This is a genomic window from Aurantibacillus circumpalustris, assembly GCF_029625215.1.
In the GTDB taxonomy this organism is placed as follows: Bacteria; Bacteroidota; Bacteroidia; order B-17B0; family Aurantibacillaceae; genus Aurantibacillus; species Aurantibacillus circumpalustris.
This window is the reverse complement of the sequence record NZ_CP121197.1, coordinates 3,759,431-3,784,676: the sequence shown is the minus strand read 5'-3', so window position 1 is coordinate 3,784,676 and position 25,246 is coordinate 3,759,431. Positions and strand designations below refer to the sequence as shown.

The following is a 25,246-nucleotide window of genomic DNA, read 5'->3' as shown; positions in this document are numbered from 1 at the left end:
CATAAAAATAACGAAAATGGTTAAACTATTTTTTCGAAAACCTCAGACCTTCTTTTTTGGGATTGCACTTGTCACACTGCTTGTCGCTGTAAATTACTTTTATTATTATCCTGAAGCCTATTTCGATCTGGGAGGAGATTTCGAATTTTCGGTAAGTTGTTCTACCTGCTGGTTTGCATTTTCGGTATATACACTTATACTTTCGGGAATCTATTACACAGCATCTAAGGGGGGGGTGAAAACCCGTCATTGGCTGCTGATGTCGCATTTTATTTTTGTTATTTTATTCCTACTGATGTTTTTTGTTTTCAGTTCCTTTAATACATCTTATGTGCAAGATCGTATTTCAGGACTTCCATTCATTACGCTCATTGTTATTTATGGAGTGATTTTTTTATTAGATTTGATCTTCTTTGCTATAAGTATGATCTTGTTACTGTTAAATATTCTTTCATTTAAGAAACCTAAATCTTGAAACCGAGTATTTTTGTTACCAAATCAACCGGAAAGAAAGAGCCCTTTTCAATTGAAAAACTTAGGCATTCTCTTGAACGAGCGAAGGCCGATCCGGAAGAAATAAAACGAATCCTGGCTTTTGTGACGCCCCAATTGTACCAAGGGATCAGCACCAAGCAGATTCATAGACTTGCATTTCGTTTGTTGCGAAAAAGTTCACGGCCAAGCGCAGCTCGTTATCATTTAAAAAAGGGGATTATGGAACTAGGACCTTCGGGTTTTCCTTTTGAAAAATTTGTAGCTAAGATTTTTGAACATCAAAATTACACAACATTTACAGATCAAATCCTTCAGGGAAAATGTGTAAGTCACGAAATTGATGTGGTTGCCCGCAAACAAAAAGAAGTAGTGTTAGTAGAATGTAAATATAGAAATACCGCCGGCATTGCTGTGGATATAAAAACACCACTTTATATTCATGCGCGTTTCGAAGATGTGCTGGCAAATTCAGATTTTAAAAAACAATTCGAAAAAGTAAACGGATGGGTTGCTACCAATGCTAAATTTACTACGGACGCCATTGCTTATGGAAGGTGCCAAAATATGAATTTGTTGAGTTGGGACTATCCCATTCAAAATGGACTTAAAGATATTATTGATAATATGGGCTTATATCCATTAACTTGTTTAACAAGCCTCACTAAACAAGAAAAGCAATGGCTTATGTCTAGAAACTATGTTCTCGTAAACGAAATTTATAAAAACGAATTATTATTATCTCAGGCAGGTATTACGCTACAAAGGATATCTCAGGTTACGGCAGAAGGTAGTAAACTTTGCGAAATGCTATCGAACAAAACTATTCCGTTAAAAAATAACTTATAACAATTCCAAAAGCAATGTAGTTCAATTTCTTTAAAGTTTACCTAACTGTTCGTTTTCAAGATCGGTATTTACCAAATGCCTACACATTGTTTGCCTGCCCAAATACAATTTACCCTTTGAGTTAAATTAGAATTAAATTTGGCGGTAATGGTAAACAAACTTTTGGAAAAAGTTATATTTACCGTCTATGCAAAACATCAAAATTGTTAAGACTAAAATCAATAAAAAATATGTAGACAAGGAAGGTTTTCTCAGGATAAAAGTAATTGATGGTGTACACATCGATCTCCCTGCCCTGAAAGAAGATGCTGCGGTTAATATGACACTTACCAATAACCAAAAAGCGCTTGCTTTGTATGATTCGCGTGCTTTTTTTACCATCGACCAGGAGGCTAGAGATTATGTAAAATCAGGAATTACAGATCCAACACGAATTGCAACAGCTGTTCTTACTGATAAACTTGCTACTACCTTACTCGTTAATTTTTTTATCAGATTCAACAAACCATCAACGCCAATGAAAATGTTTACCTGCGAAAAGAAGGCTCTGCAATGGTTAAGGAAGTTTCAAAAAAAGTGATAAGGTCGGTATTACTATCTTATATTTCAGGATTCTTAATGAAATTGTATCAGGAAGGTTTTGAAATTAATTTTTTATTATAATGGAAGGCAATAATGGGCACTTGTATTTCAAGCCCCATTTCGTGGGTAGTACCTATTCCAAACAGCCGTTCAAAAAAATTACGTTTGTGTGTTGACATCACCAAAATATTTGTACCACCCTCTGCAATAAATGTTTCAAGTTTTTCTTCAACATCATCACCATGCATCAATTGAAAAGAAAGAAAAGGATAAGTAATTTTTTTATTCACCCTGTCTTTAAAATTATCCATCAGGTCATGTTCTTCAGATGGTTTCAATTTGCTGGTGCTAATATGTAAAACATTTACCTGTGCCTTGAACAAACCAGCGAAATCCACCAGTTTCATAAGATCTTCCAAATCACTCTCATGATAATTTGTGGCATAGGTAATTGTTTTTACTGGTGTATCGAAACGATAACCTTCAGGAATGGCCATTACCGGACAATCCGCATGTTCCATCACATAGGTAGCAGTAGTTCCGAAAAAAGAATCCCCAACGCTGTCAGCGCCTTTTGTACCCATTATTATCATATCTGCTTGATTCTCTTTCGCAGCCTCTACAATAGTTTCGCCGGGACTACCTTCACAGATATTGAAACGGTAACTCTTTAACCCTGCATGTTCAATAACAACTGCCTGTGTTTTTAGTTTTTGCTCCGAAGCTTTATAAAGTTCCTCTTTTTCTTCCCTTAGTATATCATACGGTATTTCGGTTATTACAACAGGAACCTGAAAACTATGATGCAGGATCAATTTTGTATTTTCCTTTTGTGCTAATAACACCGCAAAAAGCAACGCGTTTTCTGCGTTTTTTGAAAAGTCAGTTGGTACCAAAATGGTTTTCATAATTAAAATATTTATGAAATCAAATCTACTGAGGTCTCTAACAAAACAGGGTGAGCATGGTCATAAAAAAAAATGATTCTGCTCATTCAGAGCAAATGAAGGGTTTTAATAATGCTCACGGATAATTTTTTAACTTTTTTCTATCCAGTACAACGCTTAGAAAAAAGGCAAAACTCAGCCTGTTATTATTATACCTGCAACCAGATGATGATACTATTTTATTCAAGGAATTCACCCTATTCTTTTTGCTTGTGTAACAAGTTCTGTTATTCCTAAATCATAGCGTCTTTTGCCTCTCAGTTGCACATTAATTTATGTAGGCATTGTTATAGTTAATTGACACAAGTGTGACACCAATCATAGATTATAATGATTAAGGTCACGGCGTTTAATTCCGATTAAATGTTGCTTTGTGATAACTAAAATTATGAGTTTATCGCTCGACGAAAATAACAAGCTGGCCGACTTGTTCCGAGAAATGTCTTTAATGTACAAATACATTGGCGTTCAGGAGCGTTTTAGGTTTCTTGCTTTTCAAAAAGCATCGCGTGTTATCAAAACATTACCGCAAAGCATCTGTAACTATTCACCTGAACAAATCAAAGCGCTGCCGGGTATTGGCGAAAGTATTACCAGGACTATTAAAGAGTATCTTGTGTCGGGCACAATCAAACGTTTCGAGCATCTCAGAAAAAAAACACCTTACCAGCTTCTTGAAATTATGGAAGTGAAAGGATTTGGACCGGAAACTCTTAAAAAAATTGTTTCAAGTTTAAAAGTAAGAACAAGGCAGGAATTTGTTGAAGCGCTGCAAAGTGGAAAGATAAATAAACTACCAGGTTTTGGTGCCGGAAAAGTAGAAGCCATGTTGCGTGGATTTAAATTATATAAGGAGGTTGAAGATCGTATGTTACTCTGGGATGCTCTTGCTCTTGGCGAAAAAGTAAAAGCCTGGTTAAAGGCTTGTCCGGGGGTGATAAAAGTAGAAGCAGCAGGAAGTTTAAGGAGGAGAAAAGAAACCATTGGTGATATTGATATGCTTGTTGCCTGCAAGGAAGAGCACAGAGCGCAGATAATAAAATATTTTACCAGCGGCGATTTTGTTGGGCGTGTGATCTTAAAGGGCGATCAAAGGGCAAGCATAGTTCTGAGTGATCCGAAAAAACAAGTTGACCTGCGACTTATTACTGAGAATAATTGGGGCTCTGCGTTGCAATATTTTACAGGTTCACGCGAACATAACATTCATCTGCGAACAATTGCGCGCTCAAAAGGATTCAAAATTTCCGAGTACGGTATATTCAGTCTTTCTAATGGAAAAAGGCTTGGTGGTGCTACCGAAGCGGATCTATACACAACGTTGGGATTCCAGATTATGCCACCTGAAATGCGCGAGGACAAAGGCGAGATCCTACACTCACAAAATCACACTGTTCCTTCTTTGATAAATCTGACTGACATCAAAGGAGATCTGCATGTTCATAGTAATTGGTCTGACGGCTTGTGCACACCGGAGGAAATACTCCTGCATCTTCAACGGCGTTTCAACTACAACTACATTGTGATTACAGATCATTCCAAATCGTCACGCATTGCCAGGGGCATGGATGAAAAACAAATCCTTCAACAGGTAAAAATTATAAAAGCACTAAACAAAAAAATGGGTGTCAATTTTATTAAAACAGGGATCGAAGTTGATATCCTGCAAGATGGACAACTTGATATCAGCAACGAGATTTTATCTCAACTCGACTGGGTAAACGCTGCGGTACATAGCCATTTCGATAAAGATAATACTGATCGGATCATCCGTGCCTGTGAAAATCCGTTTGTATGTTGTATTAGTCATCCTACTGGCCGTTTAATTGGTCACCGCGACGCATACAAGCTCGACATCACTGAGCTGATCAATGCTGCGAAAAGAACCGGAACTGCACTGGAAATAAATGCGCAGCCTACCCGAATGGATTTGAAAGACGACTTCGCCATGGAGGCCCGAAGAAAAGGTGTAATGCTGGTTATCGGAACAGACAGCCATACGTTACAGGATTTTAATTTTATGGAGTTGGGTGTTTCTATTGCCAGACGTGCCTGGTGTAAACCCGGTAATATTCTAAATTCTCTTTCGTGGGACGAAATAGAAACATTTAAACTACAAAAACAAAAAAACAAAGATGTGAAGAATGCTAGTGTTTCCGTAAAAAAGGAAAACTATACTTTCCACGAAAAATAACAAGCAAATCGCAAAACTCAGTGCTTAAAAGGCTTCGGCTTTTATTGACTCAGGCTTTTTAATAATAGGTTATAGAAAATTGAAAACTACCATTAGTTGCACAACATACAACAGAGCTCATTTGGCCCAAAAAACCGCACACTAACAACACTTTAAAGACCAACCTTGATCAGGCACCAATAAGCATCATAAACAACATCAATCATATATCCTTATGATCTAAATCAGCAACTTTCATTGTTGAGTTGATTATTATTGTAGTATAATAACCCAAGGAGGGATGCATGGTGCAAAAAATTCTTATAATTGATGATAACGTCGCAGTTCGTGAAAATACCTCTGAGCTTTTAGAGCTGGCAGGATATGAAACCATCACCAGTAGTGATGGGAAACAAGGACTGCAAATGATGAGAACAAATAAACCTGACCTGATACTTTGTGACATCAGTATGCCTGTGCTGGACGGCTTTGGTGTATTGCAGGCCCTTCAGAACATTCCCGGTGCGGCCACTATTCCTTTTATATTTCTAACTTCCAAGGCCGAAATGTCTGACATGCGCAAAGCTATGGATCTTGGCGCAGACGATTATCTAACAAAACCTTATACCGGTGACAGTTTGCTGAAAATTGTATCGGCACGCATTAAAAAAAGCACTCTGCTCAAAAAGGCGATGGAGGAAAGTCATGAATTTAAAGAACCAAGTGTTTTACCGAACGAACAAGATAATTATCTTACTCTACTTGAAAATAAACCTATTAAAAAAATCCGTAAAAAAGGATTTGTTTATTCTGAAGGCGATTCAGCCAACTCGCTTTACTTTTTAAAATGTGGAAAATTAAAAATTTACAAATCGAATGAATCAGGTAAAGATTATATTATAGATCTTTTAATGGAGGGTGATTTTTTTGGTTATACAGCATTGCTGGAAGATTCAGTACACAAAGAATCGGTGATGGCAATTGAAACTTCGGAAGTGGTGATGGTACCTAAACAAGATTTTCTGCATTACCTGAATGGTGACAATAATTTATCTATAAAATTCATTAAACTTCTGTCAAAAAATTTAATTGTTGCGGAAGATAAATTGATCAAACTGGCTTACAACTCAGCGCGAAAACGTGTTGCTGAGGCTTTGCTTTTTGTTGCAGGAAAATTCATGACCGACGATAAACATGAGATCACCTTTGAACTTAACCGGGAAAACCTTTCTTCCCTGGCTGGCATCTCACCTGAATCGGTGAGCAGACACCTTACAGATTTTAAAGACGAGGGACTGCTGGAAAGCAATGGCGGAACCATAAAAATTTGTGATATTAAGAAACTTGAAAAAATAAAAAACTAGCAACATGAAATTAATTTATAATTCAAAAATAAAACCGGAAATACAACCACCGGCCCAGCCAGTAGTGCCTTCAACGCTTCCCGAAATAGACCTTCCCCCTGTGCCCGATAGCGACCCGGTTAAAGATCCGGAAACTCCGCTATCACCGCCGGAGATTGTTCCACAAAAAGAAAATACATTCAGGAATTAATGTAGCAGTTGATTAAATTTTTCTTATGAGAATTACAATAAGTTCATCCATAAAAAAAATCTTTTTGCTTTTCCTTGTTTTTGCAGGGTTATTTTATGCAAAAGAATTTTTGATGCCTCTTTCGGTTGGTGCTGTTGTAGCAATGCTTTTTCTTCCACTTAGCAGGTGGATGGAAAGCAAAAAAATTTCCAGGAGTCTTGCTGTTTTAATTTGTTTATTAATTATTTTGCTAATTTTTGCTCTTGTAAATTATTTGTTGGTTTGGCAGATATCTTCGTTTGTACGCGACTTTGATTTAATTAAAGAAAAAGCCATTGAAAAGGGAACTTACATCCAGATCTATATATTAGATCACCTTGGAATAGCACTAGAAAAACAATCGCAAATCTTAAAAACAGAACAACCATCGTTAACAAGCATTATGCAGGTAATTGCTGGCTCTGTGAGGTATATATTTATAAATTTTGTTTTGATACTGGCATACATCTGTTTGTTATTATATTACCGCAACCACATTATGCTTTTTATTGTCAGGCTAACGCCTGCGGACAAAAGTGACGAAATGAGCCAGATCATTCACAACATCACACAAGTCGCTCAAAAATATCTTTTAGGATTAGCAAAAATGATTGTCCTCCTTTGGATAATGTATAGTATTGGATTTGGAATTATTGGTGTCCGGAATTTTATATTTTTTGCTATAGTGTGTGGTTTTCTTGAAATTATTCCATTTATAGGAAATATTACAGGCACCATTCTTACCATTTCAGTAGCCGCAGTTAATGGCGCCGATACAACATTGTTATTTGGAATTGTAATTGTATATGCGCTTGTTCAATTTGTTCAGACCTGGTTATTCGAACCTTTAGTACTAGGTCCGCAGGTTAAAATTAATCCGCTTTTTACCATTATTGCACTGGTTCTTGGTGAAATTGTGTGGGGTATCCCGGGCATCATTCTTGCGATACCAATTACCGCCATGTTTAAAATAGTATGCGATCATATTGAATCTTTAAAACCTTTTGGGTTTTTAATTGGAGAAATTGAAAGCAAAAAAAACGGGCAAAGTCTAATTGAAAAGTTGAGAGGTATATTCAGGTAACAATGGATCTTTACGTTCATATATTAAAATTGTGTGCTGGGATAGGTTTGTTCCTTTTTGCAATGTATCTTATTGAACAATCCTTAAAAAAACTGTCGGGCCGTAACTTCAAAATTTTTCTTCAGCGCACTACTAAAAACACAGTGGGTGCGGTTGCCGGTGGCGCTATTGTTACAGGAATCTTGCAAAGTAGTTCTATGGTTTCGCTGATGGTACTGGCCTTTGTGGGAGCTGGTGTTTTTACCATGAAAAACGCACTGGCCATTATCCTGGGAGCTAATCTGGGAACGACGCTGGATAGTTGGTTGGTAGCCACTTTAGGCTTTAATACAAACATCGAAGTTATTGCCTATCCAGCCGTGTTTTCAGGTGGTTTGTTGCTTATACTTTTTGGCAAACGGGAGTTCATACAATACCTTTCCTATTTTTTACTGGGTTTTGGCCTGCTATTTATAAGTCTGTCGTTTATGAAAACAGCAATGGTAGAATATATCCAAATGTATGATTTTTCAATTTATGCAGGAATGCCTTTGGCGTTTTTTTTAATGACAGGATTTTTTATCACGTTGTTGGTTCAATCCAGTTCTGTGACAATGGCTCTTACTCTCACTGCCCTGCATGTAGGAGTTCTGGATTTTCCTTCTTCTGCAGCAATTGTCCTTGGATCTGAAACAGGCACAACTATTAAATTATTGTTAAGTGGCATAGGTGGAACAGCAGCTAAAAAACGTGTGGTGCTTGGCAACTTACTGTTTAATATTTTTCTCACTGTACTTGCTTTCATTTTTATCCGACCAATGCTGATGATGATAACAGATGGTCTCAAAATCAGCGACCCACTAATAGGTCTGGTTGCTTTTTCAAGCATAACAAATTTTGCGGCCTTACTAATATTTCTACCTTTTCTTAATGCGTTTACGAAGTTTCTCGAAAAATTTTTCAAAAACATTGATGCTTCAACTGCTGCATTTATTGGCAATGCAACAGTATCTGAACCACAAACAGCTCTGGATCTATTCAAAAGAGAAACAAATTATTTTATTTATAACACCATGCTGCTGAACATGGAGCAACTTGGCTGCGATGCAGCGTTCTTACAGAAAGATTCCGCTTTTCTTCCCATAAACAAAAGAAAAAAAATCATGCAAAAAAGCACCGACGAGAAATATGACTTCCTTAAAATGCTGCAAGGTGAGTTACAGGCTTTTTATTTAATGCTGCGAATAAAACTTTCTGACGAGCAATTAACAGAGTTAAACCAGCTGACGTCGGCTATCCGTAATTCACAGTATGCAGCCAAAAGTATGAAGGACATTAAAAGCAATATTTCAAATTTGAATCATTCTTCAAAAAATCTTAAGTTCAACTTTTTTTTAGACCAAAAAAATAAAACTGAAAAATTATACCATGATTTGGGTGCATGTTTAATATCTTTAGAGCAAATTGATTTGGAAAAATTGCTGCAGGCTTATAATAATATGGAGACCAATTACAACCTTACCCTTAATAATTTTTACAATGAGGCGCAAAGTGTATCCCTTGAAGATATTGATCTAACCACGATCATCAATTTTAACAGAGAACTTTTATCTTCTAATAGAGCAATGGTTTTGGCAATAAAAGATTTTTTACTAAACGAAGAACAAAGCCTGTCGTTTAATGAAAAAAGAATGATATGAACCAAAACGTATAGTTAAGCCAATAAAAAGAGCCTAGCTTCAAGCAGAGGGCTCATTTAATATTGGTTCTTGAGATCAGCTGGTAGTTATTAACTGTAAACTGGGCTTTCGATCTCTATTTTATTTTCAATCTCTGTAACACCCGGTGCCAGCCAAGCGGCTTTCTCAGCGTCCTTTTTTTCTGAATAAGAGCGTACCTTCCCGCTTAGCATTACTTTACTACCACTTACATTCACTTGTATTTTTCCTGAATCAATGGTCGCGCTTCTGTGAAATGCCGCGTTAATTTTTTTAGAAATCTCAACAGGACTTGCACCTGGTTTAATTTTGATCAGGTTGATAATTCCATTTACTCCCTGAAGATTTTCTACCATGTAGCGTGCTGAGTTTTTCTGGAATTCCCAATCCACATCGCCCTCAAGAGTTACAAAACCATCCTCTACTTTCACCTTGATTTTATTTTCCTGCATGGCGCTGTGCCATTTGAGGGCATTTACTACGGCTGCTGCAATTGCGGAGTCCGTACGTTTGCCTTCTATCGTATATTCTATCTCAATGTCTTCGGCAACTGCCTTAACACCAGCCACGCGTTTCGCTGCTTTTTCTGCCGCTACTTTTTTCGAGTAAGCGTCTACTGTTCCAGATAGCGTGACGATGCCGCCTTTTACCGAAACACCGATTTCACTTTTTTTGAGAAACGGTTCCCAACTAATCTCTTCAATCACGTCTTTTTGAATTTCTGAATCTGTTTTCATATTCGTTTTTTTTATTTTGTGTAACTATTTTTTTAAAAAAGCTTTGTCAGAATAATTTTAAAGTGCCAGCACGGGACTATCCACCTCTAACAAATTCTCTACCTTTGTAACGCCGTTGGCAGCCCATGCCACATTTTCCGCATCGTTTTTTTCAGCCCAGGAACGCACCTTGCCACTAAGCGTAACCGTGTGACCGGAAACCGACACCTTGATCTTATCTGCATCGCAGCAAGCGTTACGCTGAAAAGCCGACTTGATCTTCTGGTTAATATCTTTTGGCAGGATCCCTGGCTTGATGTTGATGTTATTTACCACAAATTTAACACCATTCAAACCTTCCAATTCCGATTCAATTAAATCCCTTTCGTATTTCCAACCCACTTCACCATCAAGGGTTACTACACCGTTATCTACTTTCACCTTAACTTTTTCCTCTTTAATCGCGCTGTTCCATTTCAGGTTATGAAGGATGATCTCAGCAATCTCCGTGTCGTTCTTAATCAGACTTTCAGTAAACTTCACCTCAATGTCTTCCGCTACAGCTTTAACTCCGTTTACACGGCGCGCCGCCTTTTCTGCAGTTGTTTTTTTATAGTAGCTGTTTACAATACCGGATAAAGTAGTTACACCATTTTTTACGGAAACCCCTATTTCCGCTGCGTTCAACAATGGCTCCCAGCGGAGTTCTTCCATCACGTCTTTTTGAATTTCTGCATCTGTTTTCATGTTGCTTATATTTTTATTTAATTGTTCAACAAAATTAAACGGCATACCTATTTAATTAAATGATCCTTGTCACACTTACAGGTGATCTAGTTAACGCAAATAACTTATATAACCGCAATTAGTCAGTAGAAACCTTTGAAAAAGGTGTGCTACCTGACTTAATGCGGTTAATCCTCATTCGGCAAGCTCATGATGAACTTTATTGTGTTTGTGAGGATTTCTTATAAACTAAAGAATTTGAAATCCCTACAAACACTTAATCGCAGGCGGTTCTTTTTTTGAACTGTCTGTTTAGGATTTATGTGGTTTAAATCAAATTGACACATTCAATTCTTTTTAAGAATTTGTTTAATGGTTTTAAGTAATTGCTCGTAAGTAAAAGGTTTGCTCAGGTATCCGTCAGCTCTAAACCCATTGTGGTGGTGAAAGGATGCTGAGCCGGCAGAAAGAAACACAAGGGGGATATCACTGATTGTATTATTATTCTTTTTGTTCTGAAGCAACTCCATTCCTCCTGCTTTGGGCATAATCAGATCGCAAAGTATTAGATCTGGATGTTGTTCGATGGTTAGTTGCAAACCTTCTTCGCCATTGGTACTGGTTATTACGTTGAATCCGGCCAATTGAAGCAGCTCTGCTGTGTTTTCACGTAACTCTTTATTATCTTCTACAACTAAAATAGTCTGCATCCCCCAAAGGTAAAGTTTATACCCTGCTGGAGTTATGATATGAGTCACGCTGAGATATGATACATTTCATAGTTACCTCGTATCTATTACCATAACTTTGTCAAAAAAAAGTGAAAATATATTTAAAATTCGCAGCTCTTTCATTGATGTTCTGGAATTGCAGCGGGCATAAAACTTCCGACAAAGGTTTTGAAAATTCAAATGATTCTCTTTTGGCTACCACAACTACAAGAGTGTCCGTGCACAACGAATGGCTCTCCTCTATCAGTGATATCAGTAAAACACTCGATTCTATTCACAATAAAAATCAGTCGGTTTTTTTAAAAACTAAAAACAGAACCGAATTTCCTCCTTTGCTTGTAGCAGATATTAATACTGAGATAATAAAAATAAATAATCTTCTAAAGAAAAATGAAATCGCAATTAAAGCGCTTAATATAAAACTTACAGATGCCAGCATTTTGAATAAAATTCTTGAAGATTCAATTTTACATTTGAATACACGGTTAATTGAAAAGCAGGCGGAACTCATGGATATGTATCAATTGCTTTCAGGACTTGATGAAGATGTTTTCGAATTACAGGCAGCTCTTTACACCTTATATGTACAAAACGCATTTCAAAATACTACAATAGTGAAAGATATACACGAAGCGAATGCAGCAAATTACACGATAGGTACAACTAAAGAATTGGAGCAAAAAAATATACTGACAAAGAAAAACAATTCTATAAATAACGATCTTGATCCGTCCGTATTCAATAGGATTGATATTCGCGAAAAAAAAGATTTCGTAATCAATCGTAAACATGCAAAATTACTCACGCTTCATTCAACCAATTCTTACAAATTTGAAAAAGATAAAAAAAATATCAAACGTCTGATCATTACTGACCCAGCTGAATTTTGGAGAATCTCAAAATTTCTTGTTATTAAAACAGATTAAAGCCAGCGCCTGATCTCCTGAAGGAGTTTATCGGTTTCGAAGGGTTTTGAAATATAACTTTTTGCCCCCAGGGCTAGCCCTGCCAAAACTTCCTTTTTCTCAACGTTGGCGGTGAGAAATATAAATGGAATGGAAGTCGTAAATGGTTGTAGTTTGAGTTGCTCGAGTACTTTGTAACCATCCATCAATGGCATCATAATGTCACAGAGAACAAGGTCTGGGAGCATTTCAAACGCTAATTGCAGACCGATTTTTCCATTCTCAGCCTCAATAACCTGATAGCCATCAAGCTCCAGCAGTTCGCAAATATTTTCACGAATCTCCCGGTTATCTTCTATCACCAATATTTTATGCATTCTTGTATCCGGGTAAAGTTACGGTAAAAGTAGTACCTTGATTTTTTATGCTGGTAAAAGAAATGTTCCCTTGAATAAGTTCCAGATAACGTTTCACAATATTTAATCCCAAACCTGTGCCCTGAATATGTACTGCGTTTTTTGCCCGGTAAAATTTTTCAAAAAGGTTTTTCTGCTCTTGTTCAGGAATACCTATGCCCTGATCGGTCACTACGATAGAAATTGTTTCAGGAACGCAGATAATTTTCAGTTCGATGCGTTTGTCTTCTTCAGAATACTTGCATGCATTGGAAAGGAGGTTAAGCAATACATTGCGCAGGATACGCTTATCCTGTCTGATTTCTTTTTGCCCGGTGTAATGATAGTGTATCTCCTGACCCTTCTTAAGCATGTTGTTTACCTCGTCGATGGCATCAGCACCAAATTCTTCAAGGTTGAAGTGCTGAAAGTCAATATCCACTTTACCTTGCTCGAGCTTGTCAAGCGATAAAAAATCATTCAGAATATCTGTCAGATTTTTTACAGACGATTTGATACGCTCAACATGTTTTTTACGTTTTTCTTCGTGTTCGGCGTGCGTGTATTGATCAATCAGCGAAACACTTGAAAGCACTGCGCTTAATGGCGTACGAAACTCATGTGAGGCCATAGATACAAAACGCGATTTCATTTCGTTGAGCTCTTTTTCACGATCCAGCGCAGCTTCCAACTCTGCGGTACGTTCACTGACACGCTGCTCCAGTTTCTCGTTGAGTTGTTTGAGTTCCTGTTCTGCCTGCTTACGCGCGGTGATATCAGTAATAAATGCAACCGCCAGTCTTTCTCCTGAGAGTTCATAATGACCAAGGCTGATCTCTACAGGAAACACTTTACCATTTTTTTTCTGTGCAAAGAGGTCAAGCCCACTGCCCATCGCGCGGGCTTTTGGATTATTAAAATAACCTTCCCTGTGGCTTGCATGTTTGTGTTTCAGGTTTTCGGGTAGCAGCGTTTCTAAAGGTTGGTTGAGCAATTCCGAAGGAGCGTAACCGAAGAGCTTTTCTGCGCTGGGATTAACCAGCGCGATCTTGCCCGATTTGTCGATCACCAGGATGCCAATCGTGGCGTACTGGAACAGAACCCTAAAGGCCGTATCGCTGCTGAGTGTTTGCGTGTAAAAATCTTCCATCGGCGGTCGGGTGGTGAAACAATGCTAAATAAAAGTAGGACATAATTCGTGAGGGACCTAATTATCTTTTTGCGATGCAATTCAGCCTGCCGCAACCATTCTGTAATCTTCCGTAATTAAACGACCAATGTCTTTTTTCGGGCGACAAAAACATTTCTTTAATAATATATTTAACAAACGATTGTTATCGAAACGCCGAAAGACCCGTAATAATTGGCATTTCAGTTGTCAAAAAAAAAGTGGTGTAAAAAAATATAGCTGGGAATGGCTTTTTGAGGGCGGACTCCTAAATAGTTATACTTTTGAACAGCATTCAGACTAACTATTATGAAAAGCATATTCGCAGACAAAAATACAGAACCAACCATTCAGGATTTAAAAAAAGCATTGGGTAAAACATTTTTAATATGGAAAAACGTTGAAGATTTTTTACTGAAAGCAAAGCCGGACGCAACGGCTGTTTGGCATTTTTCAAGTACCAAATACGGTTGGAGCTACAGGATTAAAGATAACAAGCGGGTTTTGCTTTATTTGCTTCCAAGAGATAATTTTTTTAAAGCAGCATTTGTTTTCAGTCAAAAAGCGACAGAACAAATTTTGTTAAGCGAAATTTCTGAAGATATTAAAACCGATCTTCGAAATGCGAAAGCGTATACTGAAGGACGTGGAATAAGAATTGAAATTAAAGACGCATCAAAATCTAGGGATATAAAAGAATTAATTAAGATCAAGATTGCACATTGATCCTTCTATATGCCTAAAGAATCCTTCAGACCGTGCAGATTTGAGGGACTGTTTTCTTCAACTTTTGCAGTTAGACTTGCGGACCTTGTTTCTGATAACGATCCTGATTTATATAACGTATCAGTAACTTACCAACGGTTTAATGAACTTATAATTTATAATATTCTCTTACTTTTTCCACGCATTGGTTAAGGGTCAGATGATCCGTTGTGAGGATGTCCTTTAGTTTCGGCTGTAGTTTTTTATCAGCTTGCATTCTTGTCTGCAATTTCTTTTTCATACCAGAAGGTCCCATAATAAAAACCTCATTGGTATCTTTTACCTCTTCTATTACTTCGTCTAGAAACTGAAACTCTTGACGCCTTTTACGGTGTGCGAAAGTTGATTCGTGATTAAGATGGCGCTTGCCCATAAATGTTCCCTTATCACCTTCATGGTGCGGATGATGTTGTTTGTTTTCTATATCGGAAACAATTTCTCTGATAGTTTCTTTGTCATCGTAAAAAGTAATTACGCGTGCCATTGTTCCGTCGATCCAGATACCAGTTTGATTTTTCATACTTGTTCGTGTTTTGTAGGTTTTATTTTTGTTAACAATTTTGCAAGACGGTTCCATATACCATCGCCATCCGGATTAATAGTGTTTATTTTCTTGGAAAGAAAAGAAAAAACAACGTCGCTGGCAGTTGGCGATTGCATCAACTTACCAAGGTAATTCGCTCCGGCACTAAGACCGATCTTGAGTAAATCTTTTCTAAAATCTTTGTCCCGGGAAAATTCATGCACCAATTCCTTAATAAAAGGTGTCGGGTCAGAAACAAGTTCAAGAATTTGTTTTGCCTCAGCATGAAGTTGATTTTCATATTCCCGTTTCGACTTCTCCAAAGCTCGAATCTCCTCTATTAATTCTGTATGGTTGTTTATATGCTTAAGCATCTTAAAATTTTAATTAAAGGAAGTTTTAGTGAGTGTTGAAATGATTTTGTTTTTTACGGGTGTCCCAACCAGTTTCTTTTTCAACAAAAATAAGATCACAGCGAGCAGTATATAAAACAGACCCACCAAGGTAAAACCCCAGATGATGTTTCCGAGTTGTTGCGATAAATAAAAAGCCATGGCTGTACTCAGAAAAACAACGGAGATCACAAACGCTAAAATTGGTAAAAGATTTGAAAGCAGGTAAGAGCTGGTTACAGCTGCCTTTTCAATAGTCTTTAACTTAATAAGCTCGATCCGCATGTTTGAATAGGTTTTCAATTGCATCAACAAGTCCTCTATTTTTTTTTCTTCTATTAGTCGCATTACGTTTTAAATTTATTTATACCGGTCTGTCGCTTTCAGGATCGAAATCATCCTCCATATTTTCTGTATTATTATTGTTTTCATCTTCAAACAAAGTGAATAATTTACGTCTTGCATCACTGCCTTTGGCCGGAGCAAATGCAAATCCAAGCAGACCACCTATAGCGAGTCCAAGTAGGATTCCAGTAATCAGTGTTTTAGTTTTAGTATTTTCTGGTTGGTTCATTTTTTATACAAAGTAACAGAACATTCATACGAAAGGGAATGATTTTGGTCACTACCAATGTTGACCTTTGTCAGAAAACAAGAGGCGGTGTAGCCTGATGAAAAATCAGAAGCGGAAAATGGCATTCAAGCGAAAAGGTTTCACTAATACCAGGACCTGCAAGACGTTCGATAAATTGGCGCTTACGGGTTGAAATGGCAAACAGATCTGGTTTTTCTGTTTCAAGGTATTTACTCAGTGTTTCTTGGGTCTGATTCCCCTTCAGCATCTGGAAAGAAAAGTAAGGATAATGGATATGCTTTCTCACATTCCCTTCAAAAGCCTGCATGATTGGACTAAGACGATTATCAGGTGTTCGCGTGGCGTGTATAACGTTTATGTAAGCATTATTGGGTTTTACCAGATCAACCACTAAACGTAGCTCCTCAATATCCTCGCGATGATAGTTGGTAGCAAAGACAATTTTACTGAAATTTTTAAACCGGAGATCCTGAGGAACAGAAATTACAGGGCATCTGGCGTTATGGATAATACCGGAAGTATTGCTTCCAAAAAAGAGTTTCTTAAGCCCTTTTGCACCATGGGTTCCCATAATTATAAAATCAATTTTTCTTTTCTTTATAATTTTATTTACTACATCTCCCAAGGCGCCTTCTTCAAAAATGCACTCGGGTTGTATTTTTACTTTGCTGCTTATCAGGTCTCTTGTAAGCTGGAGTTGTTCAAGCGCAACATCTTTGAACGATTGTACAGTTGAAACAATTTGACTGTATAAGATATCTGCTGTGTCGAGGTGAAACGCATGCAGTAATATGAGTCTGTAATCCTCTCTACCTGCAAGCGCTACAGCGTATTCCAGACCGGCTTCGGCCTCAGGTGAAAAGTCCGTTGGTACTAAGATTATTTTCATTGATTTACAATATAAGGATCAACGTATTTTATTATTTTTTCTTTTTCATAAACCTGGTATAGAAGCCAGACCGGATAACCTTTCACGTATAATATAAGTACTGGTACACTGGTTATTTCAAAGTATCTGGCTATTTTAGGGTTATCGGGCAGATTTATCCATATGACGTCCATATCCTGATGCCGCTCAAGAGCAATTTGCTCAAGCGCTTCTTCTTGTATTTTGCATACGCGAAAGGTATCGGCACAGAAGCAAAGCAGAACCGGCTTCTTCGAATTGTCCGCCAGCCTGCTGAATTGACGCAGTGTCAAATTTTTCGGTTTAGTTAAACTGTCGCTTTTCTGACTAAATACACCCCAAGCTAAAAGCACAAAAAGAAAAGTAGTTATGCGTTTATTGACCTTGATCATGTGCGGATTGCATTTTTAAGATCCGAACATTTTCAAATTCGGCTGAAATAATTTCTCCATTTACTATGAGCGTTATCGTATATACACGAAAACCCGGATACGGTATTTTCACTGAGAAAGTGTTTGTGCCCGGTATCCGGATAAACCTTTTTTTCAGGTAGCTTCCATCAGGATAATAAAAGCCGGCATAGTCGGTCAGTTCGCTGGCGGATAGAGCCTTGTTCTTTTTATCGTATATCGTTACATCTATGTGATATGCCGATGTGGTTGTTTCTATCTGGTAATTTCCGGCAGACTTTCGTTCACTGTGGATTATTTCGCAGGATGGGTTCTGAGCTTGCAATGTAATAAACATCAACATGCACAGCACAAAAAGCAAGTGTTTCATAAAGTATTTATAAAAGAAAACTCACTAATCGATTGGCAAAAAAGTGGATTTCATGTCATCAAAAGCTTCTGTAATCTCATCTTTAAAATGTTGCCATTTATTTTTCGCCTTCTCCTCCCTGAACTCAAGCTTAGTTTTTAATACCTTCAGTTTTTGTTCAAAGTCTTGTTTTTTTTGTTTCATGTCGTACTCAAAATAAATTTTTTTGAGTTTATAACTCAGAGAAAGTAATAGAAGTTTCGCTTTAAATTTTTCAATTTCCAGTTGCATCTTAGCCACCTGTTTTCCCGGTGCACCAGACTTCAGTTTACTTTCAAGTTCAGACAAACTGTGCTCGATTTTTTTTCGCTGTTCTTCAAAAACTTCTTTTGTTTCAGCTATTCCTAGCGCAAGTTGCACCTGAAGATGTTCCAGAGCATTCACAACAGGAAGCAAGTCAACATTTGTTTTGGTAAGCACGATCTTTGATTTCAATTGTTGAATACGCTTGTGGAGCGATTTTTTTATGTTTTCAAAAACATCGCTTGCTTCTGCTTTGCCAAGAGCTATCTGCACCTGCAATTCTTCAAGCTCCGAGGCAGCAGTTTGCAAACCTTTAATGATATATTCAATCGGGCTTTTTTGTGTTGTTGTAGTCATATTAAAAATTTATAAGTTAAAAGTACTGCGATTTGAATTTTACCCACATAATCTTGATCATCCTGCAAAATGATCTTCGTCACTTCTGAAAGATTTGAATGTATTTATCACCGTCAAAAATTCAATGTCAATTAAACTCTTATAAAATTTTGGTTGCTTTTTTTCTGGTATTTAATCCCCGCTTTTTCATTTCCTGCAGCAGCTTTCCGCTAATCTTTCTGCAAGAACAGTGTTCCTGGTGCTCTGTATGCCATTGTATTCGTTGGTCCATTGAAGGATTTTTAGGCATTTTGTTTTTCAGATGCCATTCTTTGTTGATAGCCATAAGCTTTAGTACTTGTTTAAAAAAATCATATTGTCTGTCGCTTAACGTCTTCTTCCACCTCCACTAGAAGCGCCTCTGGGAGCATTCCGTGGAGCGCCATGATTGTATTCCCGGACACTACGATTGAAGTCGCCACGGGAGCGCGGATGACTCTGATAATGCCAGTCAAAATAATGCGATGTTCGCACGTAGCGCTTATAATAATGAGGATGCCCATAGTACCACCAACCAAAGCGATAGCTTGGCATTCCAATAAAAATAATAGATCCAAACGGATCTAAATAAAAACCCGCATCATACCACCAGGGATATGGACGCCAATATGGATAACTGTACCAGTGGGGGTATCCGGCCCAATAAGGATATGGTGGCGTATTCAGAATAACAGTAACATTTTGCTTTTGGCTACTTCCGTAAACATCGTCAGCTTGATCTTCGCCTGTGGCGTATTTTTTTGAAACCGCTTTTAGCTCTTTTTGCATTACAGTGTCTTTGCCGATACCTTTTTTCCAGTCTTCATATTCTAATCCGTTTTCTTTTGCAGTTTGAACATAAACTGAATCCGCTAAATGGTTCAACAACTTTTGGTTACTTACGAAAAAATCACCCAGCATGGCTGTTGTATTCATATCATCCAACAGCAAGGAGAACACTTCCGGATCATTGAGCAACAAAGTAAACGCCTCCCTTACATTAAGTGGAAACTCTTTTATTAATGCGTTACGACGCAATTCAAAATCCTGGCGTATCCTTTCCATTTCAATAAGTGCTTCGGAGTGTTTCACAAAATAAAAAGAAGCATTTTGCGCATCTTTAGAATACATTTTTAACAGCAGCTTTAACTCCTTTTTGTTTTTATCTTTATTATCCAATAATATTCCAGCCAATTCCGGATAACGCGATATTTCCCAAAGTTGTTCTTGCCTTTTCTGACTGTATTTAAGAGCTAGTTTCTGAAAAGCAGAAGTTGTTGTTTTTTGAACATCGCTTAGCTGTGTAAAACCACTAGGGTATGTACAGGCTGAAAAAATAACCTGCCGGCTTGAATCCGGATAAGTGAACAACAAACGTAAAGAAGAACTGTCGTTTAAAAGCAGTTTGTTTATGTCTTGCACATCTCCTTGTCCATAGACGCTTCGAAAAAATAAGGATATTACTAAAATGATGAATCGTTTCATAGTGAAGTAACCTAAAAATGTTTTTCAAAGTTCGTTACGAATGAAAGATCTGGAAATGATTATGGTCATAAAGCAATGTGACAATGCGCATGAGTTGAACATGCAAGATCTTCTTACACAAAAAAATTATTTGTTGAGTACAAAAATCATGTGAATTAATGATTTGGATCATTTAACCTCAGCAACGCCTGAGATATCTTTATGGACTTAGATATTAAAACGTAAACAAATAACCCATGATAAAAAAAATACTTTGTCCTATCGACTTCTCTGATGCCGCGATTAATGCCGTTAGTTATGCCGCTAAAGTGGCACAAACCTTCAAGGCGGAACTTATTTTACTGAACGTTCGTGCTACCGCCAGGGTTGGTGGTCCGGGTTCTTCGAAAGATTATGCCGACACCTTGCAGAAATCGGAGGAGACACTCAACGCGCTGGTAAAAGAAGTCAACAAGGCCTACCGTATTTCCTGCACCAGAGAAGTTAAGCTGACTATGCAAGACTTTAACGAGGTGATAGGTGATACGGCAGGAGAAGACACACTGATAGTAATAGGCTCAAATGGCGCCGATACAATCAGTCAGGATATCTTTGGGAGTAACACGTATAGAATCGTAAAGCGTGCTAAATGCCCTGTGTGGCTGGTTCCTGAAAAATGGGAGTATGGAACTCCTGATAATTTGCTTTTTATTTTTTCTAATGATGGCATTAATGATGAGTTAAAAAATGCAAGACCTTTTCTCGAAATATTCCGCTCGGATCTTACATTTTTAAAAATCGGAAAAAGCGTTTTAACCAACATTGATATTGCCAGGTTAAAAGAAGACTTCAGAAAAAGGGTGCCGGAGGAAACGCATATTACCATTGACTCAACAACAGCCGAAAATATTGCCGAAAAGATTTTAGAACGCGCTTTCAGGGGAAAGATCAGTCTGCTGATTATTTGTTACCACAGAAAAACTTTTTTGAAAATTTGTAAAAAAGATATTGTAAGGTCAATTACTAAACAACCCTTTCTTCCAATGCTTATTTTTCCGGAAAGCGAGTAATTATAAATACTTGAGCCAAAACTGACTTAGATCATAGTGAAGAAATTATTTAATCCATAATTTTAATTTCCGTGTTTTGTTTTCAGTTAACTGAATCAGAACGAAAATAAAATGACAAACATAACACAGGTTTTACCGTTTGGTGAAAATGGTTTCTCCGAGATTTTTCGTAATGCCTCTTTAGGTATTATTCTTGTAAATGAATCAGGACAAATTCAGTTATTAAACCCCTATACCGAAAAGTTATTTGGTTATAGTACCGGTGAATTGATTGGTTATAAGGTAGAGAAATTAGTTGTGGAACAATTGCAAAATAAAAATATCCGGTATAGGGAAATATTATTTAAACGACCGAAATCCAGCATCAACAAAGAAAGTATACATCACCAGGCACTTCATAAAAACGGTTCTGTCTTTCCTGTTCAGATTACGGTAACCCATTATAATCATGATGGATTGGGGATGATGGCTGTCTTTGTAAGCAAAGTTACCAGCCAGCTTCGTGAGCAGAAACAACTAATGATGAAGGAACAAAGCATCCGTTTGTTTGTAGAACATACCCCTTCAGGGGTGGCTGTATTTGATAATGAGATGCGCTATATACTCGTGAGCAGACGATGGATCGACGACAACCAGTTAGGTACAAAAAATATAATAGGGCTTTCGCACTATGATGTATTTCCCGACGTGCCACAGCGCTGGAGAGAAATTCACGCGAGGGGTTTGGCAGGAGAAACGCAACATTGTGACGAGGACACTTTTGTGAGAGCTGATGGCAAAATTGAATGGGTTAGCTGGGAGCTCTGTCCTTGGTATACCACTAACGGGGCTATTGGCGGCATCATTCTCTTTTCAGAGGTAATTACCGCGCGTAAGGAGGCCGAAGAAGAGCTTCGTAAACTCAACGAAAATCTTGAACAGAAAGTGCAGGAGCGCACCTTGCTATTGGCAGATGCACTGGACAAGGCAAACGAGAACAATGACATGAAAAGCGCATTTGTCTCCATGGCCTCGCATGAGTTTCGTACTCCCCTCAGCGCCATACTTTCAAGTGCCACTATTGCTGAAAAGTATGTTGAAACAGGACAAAAAGAAAAATGCGAAAAACACTTTTTAAGGATCAAGTCCTCTGTTATGCATCTGGTAGATATTCTCGATGACTTTCTTTCTCTCGAAAAATTAGATCAAGGCAAAATAAAAGCAGAAAAACTCATCATTAATCTAACAGAGCTCATGCAGAGTCTTGTTGATGAGTTTAGCGAAATTCTTAAGAAGGGGCAAACGATCGATTATAGTTATACTGGCGAAACACAGGTGTTACTCGATAAAAAGATTCTTCGTAACATCATGCACAACCTCATATCAAATGCGATAAAATATTCTGATACCGCAATTGACCTGAAAGTTGAAGTAGACAAAGATCAAATCTGTATTCAAGTAAGAGACAGAGGAATCGGTATTCCAATAAACGATCAGAAAAACATCTTCGGGAAATTTTACAGGGCACGCAATGCTGCCTACATACAGGGTACAGGGTTAGGATTAAATATAGTTAAAAACTACGTCGATTTGCTGGGAGGTACGATCGGGTTTGACAGTACCGAAGGTGAAGGAACTACATTTTTAATCACCCTTCATTCAAACCACGGCGGCAGGCAATTATTTATTGAAGATATGCCGGAGTGATCATGCATCTTGGTGCATTCGTGATCAAAATCATATGCATGAGTGACGTGGCACATATGTTCAGAATGAATTCTAAGCTATTTTTGTTTAAAGTATTTTGATCTATAAAATGAAAAAAATTTTGGTACCTACAGATTTTTCGCCGAATGCCGAAACGGCTCTTTACTTTGCTATGGGGATGGCAAAACAGCACGGCAGTATGCTTATTTTGCTGAATGTTATTGAAACACCATCTTATGATGATCCGTCGGAGGAAATACTCAATGAAGTAAAAATTGAAAAATTTGCTGCTGGCGAACGCCTAAAGTTACTCAGCCAGCAAATTGATTATGCTGGCGATATAAAATACGAGTGTCTTGTAGAGCTTGAGGAAAACGCTGTGAAAGGTATTGCGAATATTTCAAAGAAAACTGAAGCAGATCTGATAGTGATGGGAACAAAAGGAGAAAAAGGTGCCGCGGATTTTGTGTTTGGCACCATTACTTCGGGTGTGATTGAAGATGCGCAATGTCCGGTTTTGGCTGTACCGGAGGGTACACGTCTGGATAGACCGATAAAAAAAATGACATATGCGACTGATTTTTTACAAAGCGATCTTGGCGCGATTAAAACAGCGGTTGTATTGGCGACTGCCTGGAACGCTTCTCTGAATATTGTGCACGTATACGAAGAAGGCGTATCAGTTGTTGAGCCCGAACAGGACGTTGAAAAGCTTGGTAAGTTTATTAAGCTTGCTACTCAAAAGATCAACTATGAAAGGATGTCCTTCGAGTTGCTCACTGGAGATGACGTCGAATCACGGCTGCTTGAATATACAAACTCCAGCAAAACCGATATACTTTTGCTTTCAACCAAGCATCGTAATTATTTTGGCCGATTGTTAAACACAAGCCTGACACAGAATCTCGCGCGGCTTGCGTCCGTGCCACTGATCGCATTCCACCACCACAAAGAGAAGCCAGCCTTCAAGGTATAGAATCACTTTTTGAATAGATAATGAGGGTGGAGCAGGAAATTAAAAGAAACCTTGTGATAAACAGATCTGATGTGTTCATTCTATTCGAGTTCTGTTATCACGCACCCCAACGGCAAAATTTCCCACTCGCGCAGCTCCCATGTTGGCTAAATTAATAGACGAGCCGTTCGACGCAGAAGGCTGATTGTATGAAATTAAATGGGATGGCTACCGCGAACTAGCATTTTCTCAATGGCACTTAACAGACTCACTTCAAAGAAAAAAACCAGCCTCGCTTCGACTTTGCACAGCGCGGCTGGTTTAAATTGGCATATCGGATAAACAGTTCAGGAGACCTTACGGGGTCAGCTTTGTGTTATTTGAGAGACCTTACGGGGTCAACTCTCGTAGTTCAGGAGACCTTACGGGGTCAGCCTTGTGTTTTTTGAGAGACCTTACGGGGTCAACTCTCTGGCTCAGGAGACCTTACAGGGTCTTCTTTATTGTTATTTTTGTACTAAATCTTCCAGTCGTTCAGTTCCTTTGACAATACAAATATATTGGCGATTCCTTCTCACATCAATGACCTGAGTCAGTTGATTTTATGATTGAAATCAAGAGTGTTTTATACATGAAAAAACCAAGGATTAGAAACAATATCAAGGTGTGTTTGGATTGGCGCTTTTACAAAAAAGCAGAGTTCCTCAGATAAGCGCTGTCTGGATAAAAAATAAAAAAACAGGATCCCTCTTTTATTTTGTTGACAATAGCCGCACACTCTTTTTCAGGTACGGCGGGACAACCGAGACTTCTGCCAAGGCGTCCGTTCTTTTGAATAAAATCTTCACTTACATAAGATGCCCCGTGCATTACAATCCCCCGCAGTTCAGCAAGATTGTTGGTGCCCGTTTCGAGTCCCTTCAATTTCATCGACAGGCCGTGAGAACCTATATAAGATGAGCCGGTTACATAAAATCCCAGGCTAGATTTATAGCTGTCAGGCGCATTGCCGAATGTATAAGCAAACTCTTCGCCTGATCCACGGCCATGTGAAACATAAGTAGTGAAGCAAACCGTTTTTTTGTTCATGTCAATTACATACAACCGTTTTGAGTTGCAGGATTGAGAAAGATCCACTATAGAAAGTAAGGCGGAGTTTTCCAGTTGATCGTACTTCTTTAGCTGATTCCAGCCGGCTATAGCTTTTTTAAATACCTCTTTATCCAATCCCTTTTGCGAAAGCTCCAAAACATCGTACAGACCCGGATTCGAATAATCCGGCCAATCATTTAAAACGACAGGACTTGATCTGACAAATCCAAAATTACCCAGAGATAATACTGATAGCAGAAGGAGTGTAATTAGTCTTTTATGAAATTGATAAAACATATTGGTTCGGGTTAGTACGAAGATCA

The 25,246-nt window shown here is 38.1% G+C and carries 29 protein-coding genes; 13 read left to right on the top strand and 16 right to left on the bottom strand.

The features are described from left to right. The first annotated feature begins 16 nt into the window (after positions 1–16). The 3 genes from P2086_RS15720 to P2086_RS15710 all read left to right on the top strand — a co-directional run bounded on the left by P2086_RS15720 (position 17) and on the right by P2086_RS15710 (position 1,921). Positions 17–475, top strand: a complete 459-nt coding sequence (locus P2086_RS15720) for a hypothetical protein (RefSeq protein ID WP_317897707.1) — start codon at positions 17–19, stop codon at positions 473–475. Next, complete coding sequence (locus P2086_RS15715) at positions 472–1,341, top strand: ATP cone domain-containing protein (RefSeq protein WP_317897706.1); 870 nt, start codon at positions 472–474, stop codon at positions 1,339–1,341. The genes P2086_RS15720 and P2086_RS15715 overlap by 4 nt, the downstream gene beginning before the upstream one ends. Positions 1,342–1,528: 187 nt before the next feature. After that, positions 1,529–1,921 (top strand): DUF7793 family protein, encoded by a 393-nt coding sequence (locus P2086_RS15710; RefSeq protein WP_317897705.1) that lies wholly within the window; start codon positions 1,529–1,531, stop codon positions 1,919–1,921. Positions 1,922–1,970: 49 nt separating this feature from the next. On the opposite strand, the gene P2086_RS15705 is transcribed toward P2086_RS15710, so the two are convergent. Then, a complete protein-coding gene (locus P2086_RS15705) occupies positions 1,971–2,831 on the bottom strand; it encodes a universal stress protein (RefSeq protein ID WP_317897704.1) in 861 nt (286 codons plus the stop codon). Between the two features lie 412 nt (positions 2,832–3,243). On the opposite strand from P2086_RS15705, the gene polX reads away from it, so the two are divergent. The 5 genes from polX (at position 3,244) to P2086_RS15680 (ending at position 9,378) form a co-directional block, all read left to right on the top strand. Beyond that, positions 3,244–5,064, top strand: coding sequence for a DNA polymerase/3'-5' exonuclease PolX (gene polX / locus P2086_RS15700; RefSeq protein WP_317897703.1), 1,821 nt, complete (start codon positions 3,244–3,246; stop codon positions 5,062–5,064). A 284-nt stretch (positions 5,065–5,348) separates the two neighbouring features. Then, positions 5,349–6,407: a response regulator gene (locus tag P2086_RS15695; protein WP_317897702.1), complete on the top strand. Its 1,059-nt coding sequence runs from the start codon at positions 5,349–5,351 to the stop codon at positions 6,405–6,407. A gap of 4 nt (positions 6,408–6,411) precedes the next feature. Further along, positions 6,412–6,597, top strand: coding sequence for a hypothetical protein (locus tag P2086_RS15690; protein WP_317897701.1), 186 nt, complete (start codon positions 6,412–6,414; stop codon positions 6,595–6,597). Between the two features lie 25 nt (positions 6,598–6,622). Beyond that, complete coding sequence (locus P2086_RS15685) at positions 6,623–7,699, top strand: AI-2E family transporter (RefSeq protein WP_317897700.1); 1,077 nt, start codon at positions 6,623–6,625, stop codon at positions 7,697–7,699. Between the two features lie 2 nt (positions 7,700–7,701). Beyond that, the gene (locus P2086_RS15680) at positions 7,702–9,378 is read left to right on the top strand and encodes a Na/Pi cotransporter family protein (protein ID WP_317897699.1); all 1,677 of its coding nucleotides are present in this window, start codon (positions 7,702–7,704) and stop codon (positions 9,376–9,378) included. An 89-nt stretch (positions 9,379–9,467) separates the two neighbouring features. Here P2086_RS15680 and P2086_RS15675 read toward each other — a convergent pair whose 3' ends face one another. From P2086_RS15675 to P2086_RS15665, 3 genes are all read right to left on the bottom strand, one after another. Next, positions 9,468–10,133 (bottom strand): BON domain-containing protein, encoded by a 666-nt coding sequence (locus tag P2086_RS15675; protein ID WP_317897698.1) that lies wholly within the window; start codon positions 10,131–10,133, stop codon positions 9,468–9,470. A gap of 57 nt (positions 10,134–10,190) precedes the next feature. Continuing rightward, positions 10,191–10,904, bottom strand: a complete 714-nt coding sequence (locus P2086_RS15670) for a BON domain-containing protein (RefSeq protein WP_317897697.1) — start codon at positions 10,902–10,904, stop codon at positions 10,191–10,193. A gap of 281 nt (positions 10,905–11,185) precedes the next feature. Further along, positions 11,186–11,548, bottom strand: a complete 363-nt coding sequence (locus P2086_RS15665; protein WP_317897696.1) for a response regulator — start codon at positions 11,546–11,548, stop codon at positions 11,186–11,188. A gap of 110 nt (positions 11,549–11,658) precedes the next feature. Here P2086_RS15665 and P2086_RS15660 point away from each other — a divergent pair, with 110 nt between their 5' ends. Continuing rightward, entirely contained in the window at positions 11,659–12,495 is an 837-nt protein-coding gene (locus P2086_RS15660; RefSeq protein WP_317897695.1) for a Cbp1 family collagen-binding glycoprotein adhesin, read from the top strand. Here the strand turns inward: P2086_RS15660 and P2086_RS15655 are convergent. Together P2086_RS15655 and P2086_RS15650 are read right to left on the bottom strand one after the other, a co-directional pair. Then, a complete protein-coding gene (locus P2086_RS15655) occupies positions 12,492–12,851 on the bottom strand; it encodes a response regulator (protein ID WP_317897694.1) in 360 nt (119 codons plus the stop codon). The genes P2086_RS15660 and P2086_RS15655 overlap by 4 nt on opposite strands. Next, the gene (locus P2086_RS15650; protein WP_317897693.1) at positions 12,844–14,019 is read right to left on the bottom strand and encodes a PAS domain-containing sensor histidine kinase; all 1,176 of its coding nucleotides are present in this window, start codon (positions 14,017–14,019) and stop codon (positions 12,844–12,846) included. Before P2086_RS15650 ends, P2086_RS15655 begins: the two co-directional genes overlap by 8 nt. Before the next feature lie 327 nt (positions 14,020–14,346). Between P2086_RS15650 and P2086_RS15645 the strand changes: the two genes are divergently transcribed. Then, entirely contained in the window at positions 14,347–14,763 is a 417-nt protein-coding gene (locus P2086_RS15645; RefSeq protein ID WP_317897692.1) for a DUF3788 family protein, read from the top strand. A 148-nt stretch (positions 14,764–14,911) separates the two neighbouring features. On the opposite strand, the gene P2086_RS15640 is transcribed toward P2086_RS15645, so the two are convergent. The 9 genes from P2086_RS15640 to P2086_RS15600 all read right to left on the bottom strand — a co-directional run bounded on the left by P2086_RS15640 (position 14,912) and on the right by P2086_RS15600 (position 20,141). Continuing rightward, on the bottom strand, positions 14,912–15,322 hold the full coding sequence (locus P2086_RS15640; RefSeq protein WP_317897691.1) for a hypothetical protein: 411 nt from the start codon (positions 15,320–15,322) through the stop codon (positions 14,912–14,914). After that, positions 15,319–15,699, bottom strand: a complete 381-nt coding sequence (locus P2086_RS15635) for a hypothetical protein (RefSeq protein WP_317897690.1) — start codon at positions 15,697–15,699, stop codon at positions 15,319–15,321. Before P2086_RS15635 ends, P2086_RS15640 begins: the two co-directional genes overlap by 4 nt. A gap of 9 nt (positions 15,700–15,708) precedes the next feature. Continuing rightward, complete coding sequence (locus tag P2086_RS15630) at positions 15,709–16,065, bottom strand: phage holin family protein (protein WP_317897689.1); 357 nt, start codon at positions 16,063–16,065, stop codon at positions 15,709–15,711. A gap of 16 nt (positions 16,066–16,081) precedes the next feature. After that, positions 16,082–16,291, bottom strand: coding sequence for a hypothetical protein (locus P2086_RS15625; RefSeq protein ID WP_317897688.1), 210 nt, complete (start codon positions 16,289–16,291; stop codon positions 16,082–16,084). Positions 16,292–16,361: 70 nt separating this feature from the next. After that, complete coding sequence (locus tag P2086_RS15620) at positions 16,362–17,201, bottom strand: universal stress protein (protein ID WP_317897687.1); 840 nt, start codon at positions 17,199–17,201, stop codon at positions 16,362–16,364. After that, the gene (locus P2086_RS15615; RefSeq protein WP_317897686.1) at positions 17,198–17,611 is read right to left on the bottom strand and encodes a thioredoxin family protein; all 414 of its coding nucleotides are present in this window, start codon (positions 17,609–17,611) and stop codon (positions 17,198–17,200) included. The genes P2086_RS15620 and P2086_RS15615 overlap by 4 nt, the downstream gene beginning before the upstream one ends. Next, positions 17,595–17,999: a hypothetical protein gene (locus P2086_RS15610; protein WP_317897685.1), complete on the bottom strand. Its 405-nt coding sequence runs from the start codon at positions 17,997–17,999 to the stop codon at positions 17,595–17,597. Before P2086_RS15610 ends, P2086_RS15615 begins: the two co-directional genes overlap by 17 nt. A gap of 24 nt (positions 18,000–18,023) precedes the next feature. Further along, complete coding sequence (locus tag P2086_RS15605; protein ID WP_317897684.1) at positions 18,024–18,638, bottom strand: hypothetical protein; 615 nt, start codon at positions 18,636–18,638, stop codon at positions 18,024–18,026. A 366-nt stretch (positions 18,639–19,004) separates the two neighbouring features. Then, on the bottom strand, positions 19,005–20,141 hold the full coding sequence (locus P2086_RS15600; RefSeq protein ID WP_317897683.1) for a hypothetical protein: 1,137 nt from the start codon (positions 20,139–20,141) through the stop codon (positions 19,005–19,007). 236 nt (positions 20,142–20,377) lie between these two features. Between P2086_RS15600 and P2086_RS15595 the strand changes: the two genes are divergently transcribed. The 3 genes from P2086_RS15595 (at position 20,378) to P2086_RS15585 (ending at position 23,852) form a co-directional block, all read left to right on the top strand. Next, entirely contained in the window at positions 20,378–21,190 is an 813-nt protein-coding gene (locus P2086_RS15595) for a universal stress protein (RefSeq protein ID WP_317897682.1), read from the top strand. Between the two features lie 111 nt (positions 21,191–21,301). Beyond that, positions 21,302–22,876, top strand: coding sequence for a sensor histidine kinase (locus P2086_RS15590; RefSeq protein ID WP_317897681.1), 1,575 nt, complete (start codon positions 21,302–21,304; stop codon positions 22,874–22,876). Positions 22,877–22,985: 109 nt separating this feature from the next. Further along, positions 22,986–23,852: a universal stress protein gene (locus P2086_RS15585; RefSeq protein WP_317897680.1), complete on the top strand. Its 867-nt coding sequence runs from the start codon at positions 22,986–22,988 to the stop codon at positions 23,850–23,852. 663 nt (positions 23,853–24,515) lie between these two features. Here the strand turns inward: P2086_RS15585 and P2086_RS15580 are convergent. Then, positions 24,516–25,220 (bottom strand): murein L,D-transpeptidase catalytic domain family protein, encoded by a 705-nt coding sequence (locus tag P2086_RS15580; RefSeq protein ID WP_317897679.1) that lies wholly within the window; start codon positions 25,218–25,220, stop codon positions 24,516–24,518. Positions 25,221–25,246 lie beyond the last annotated feature (26 nt).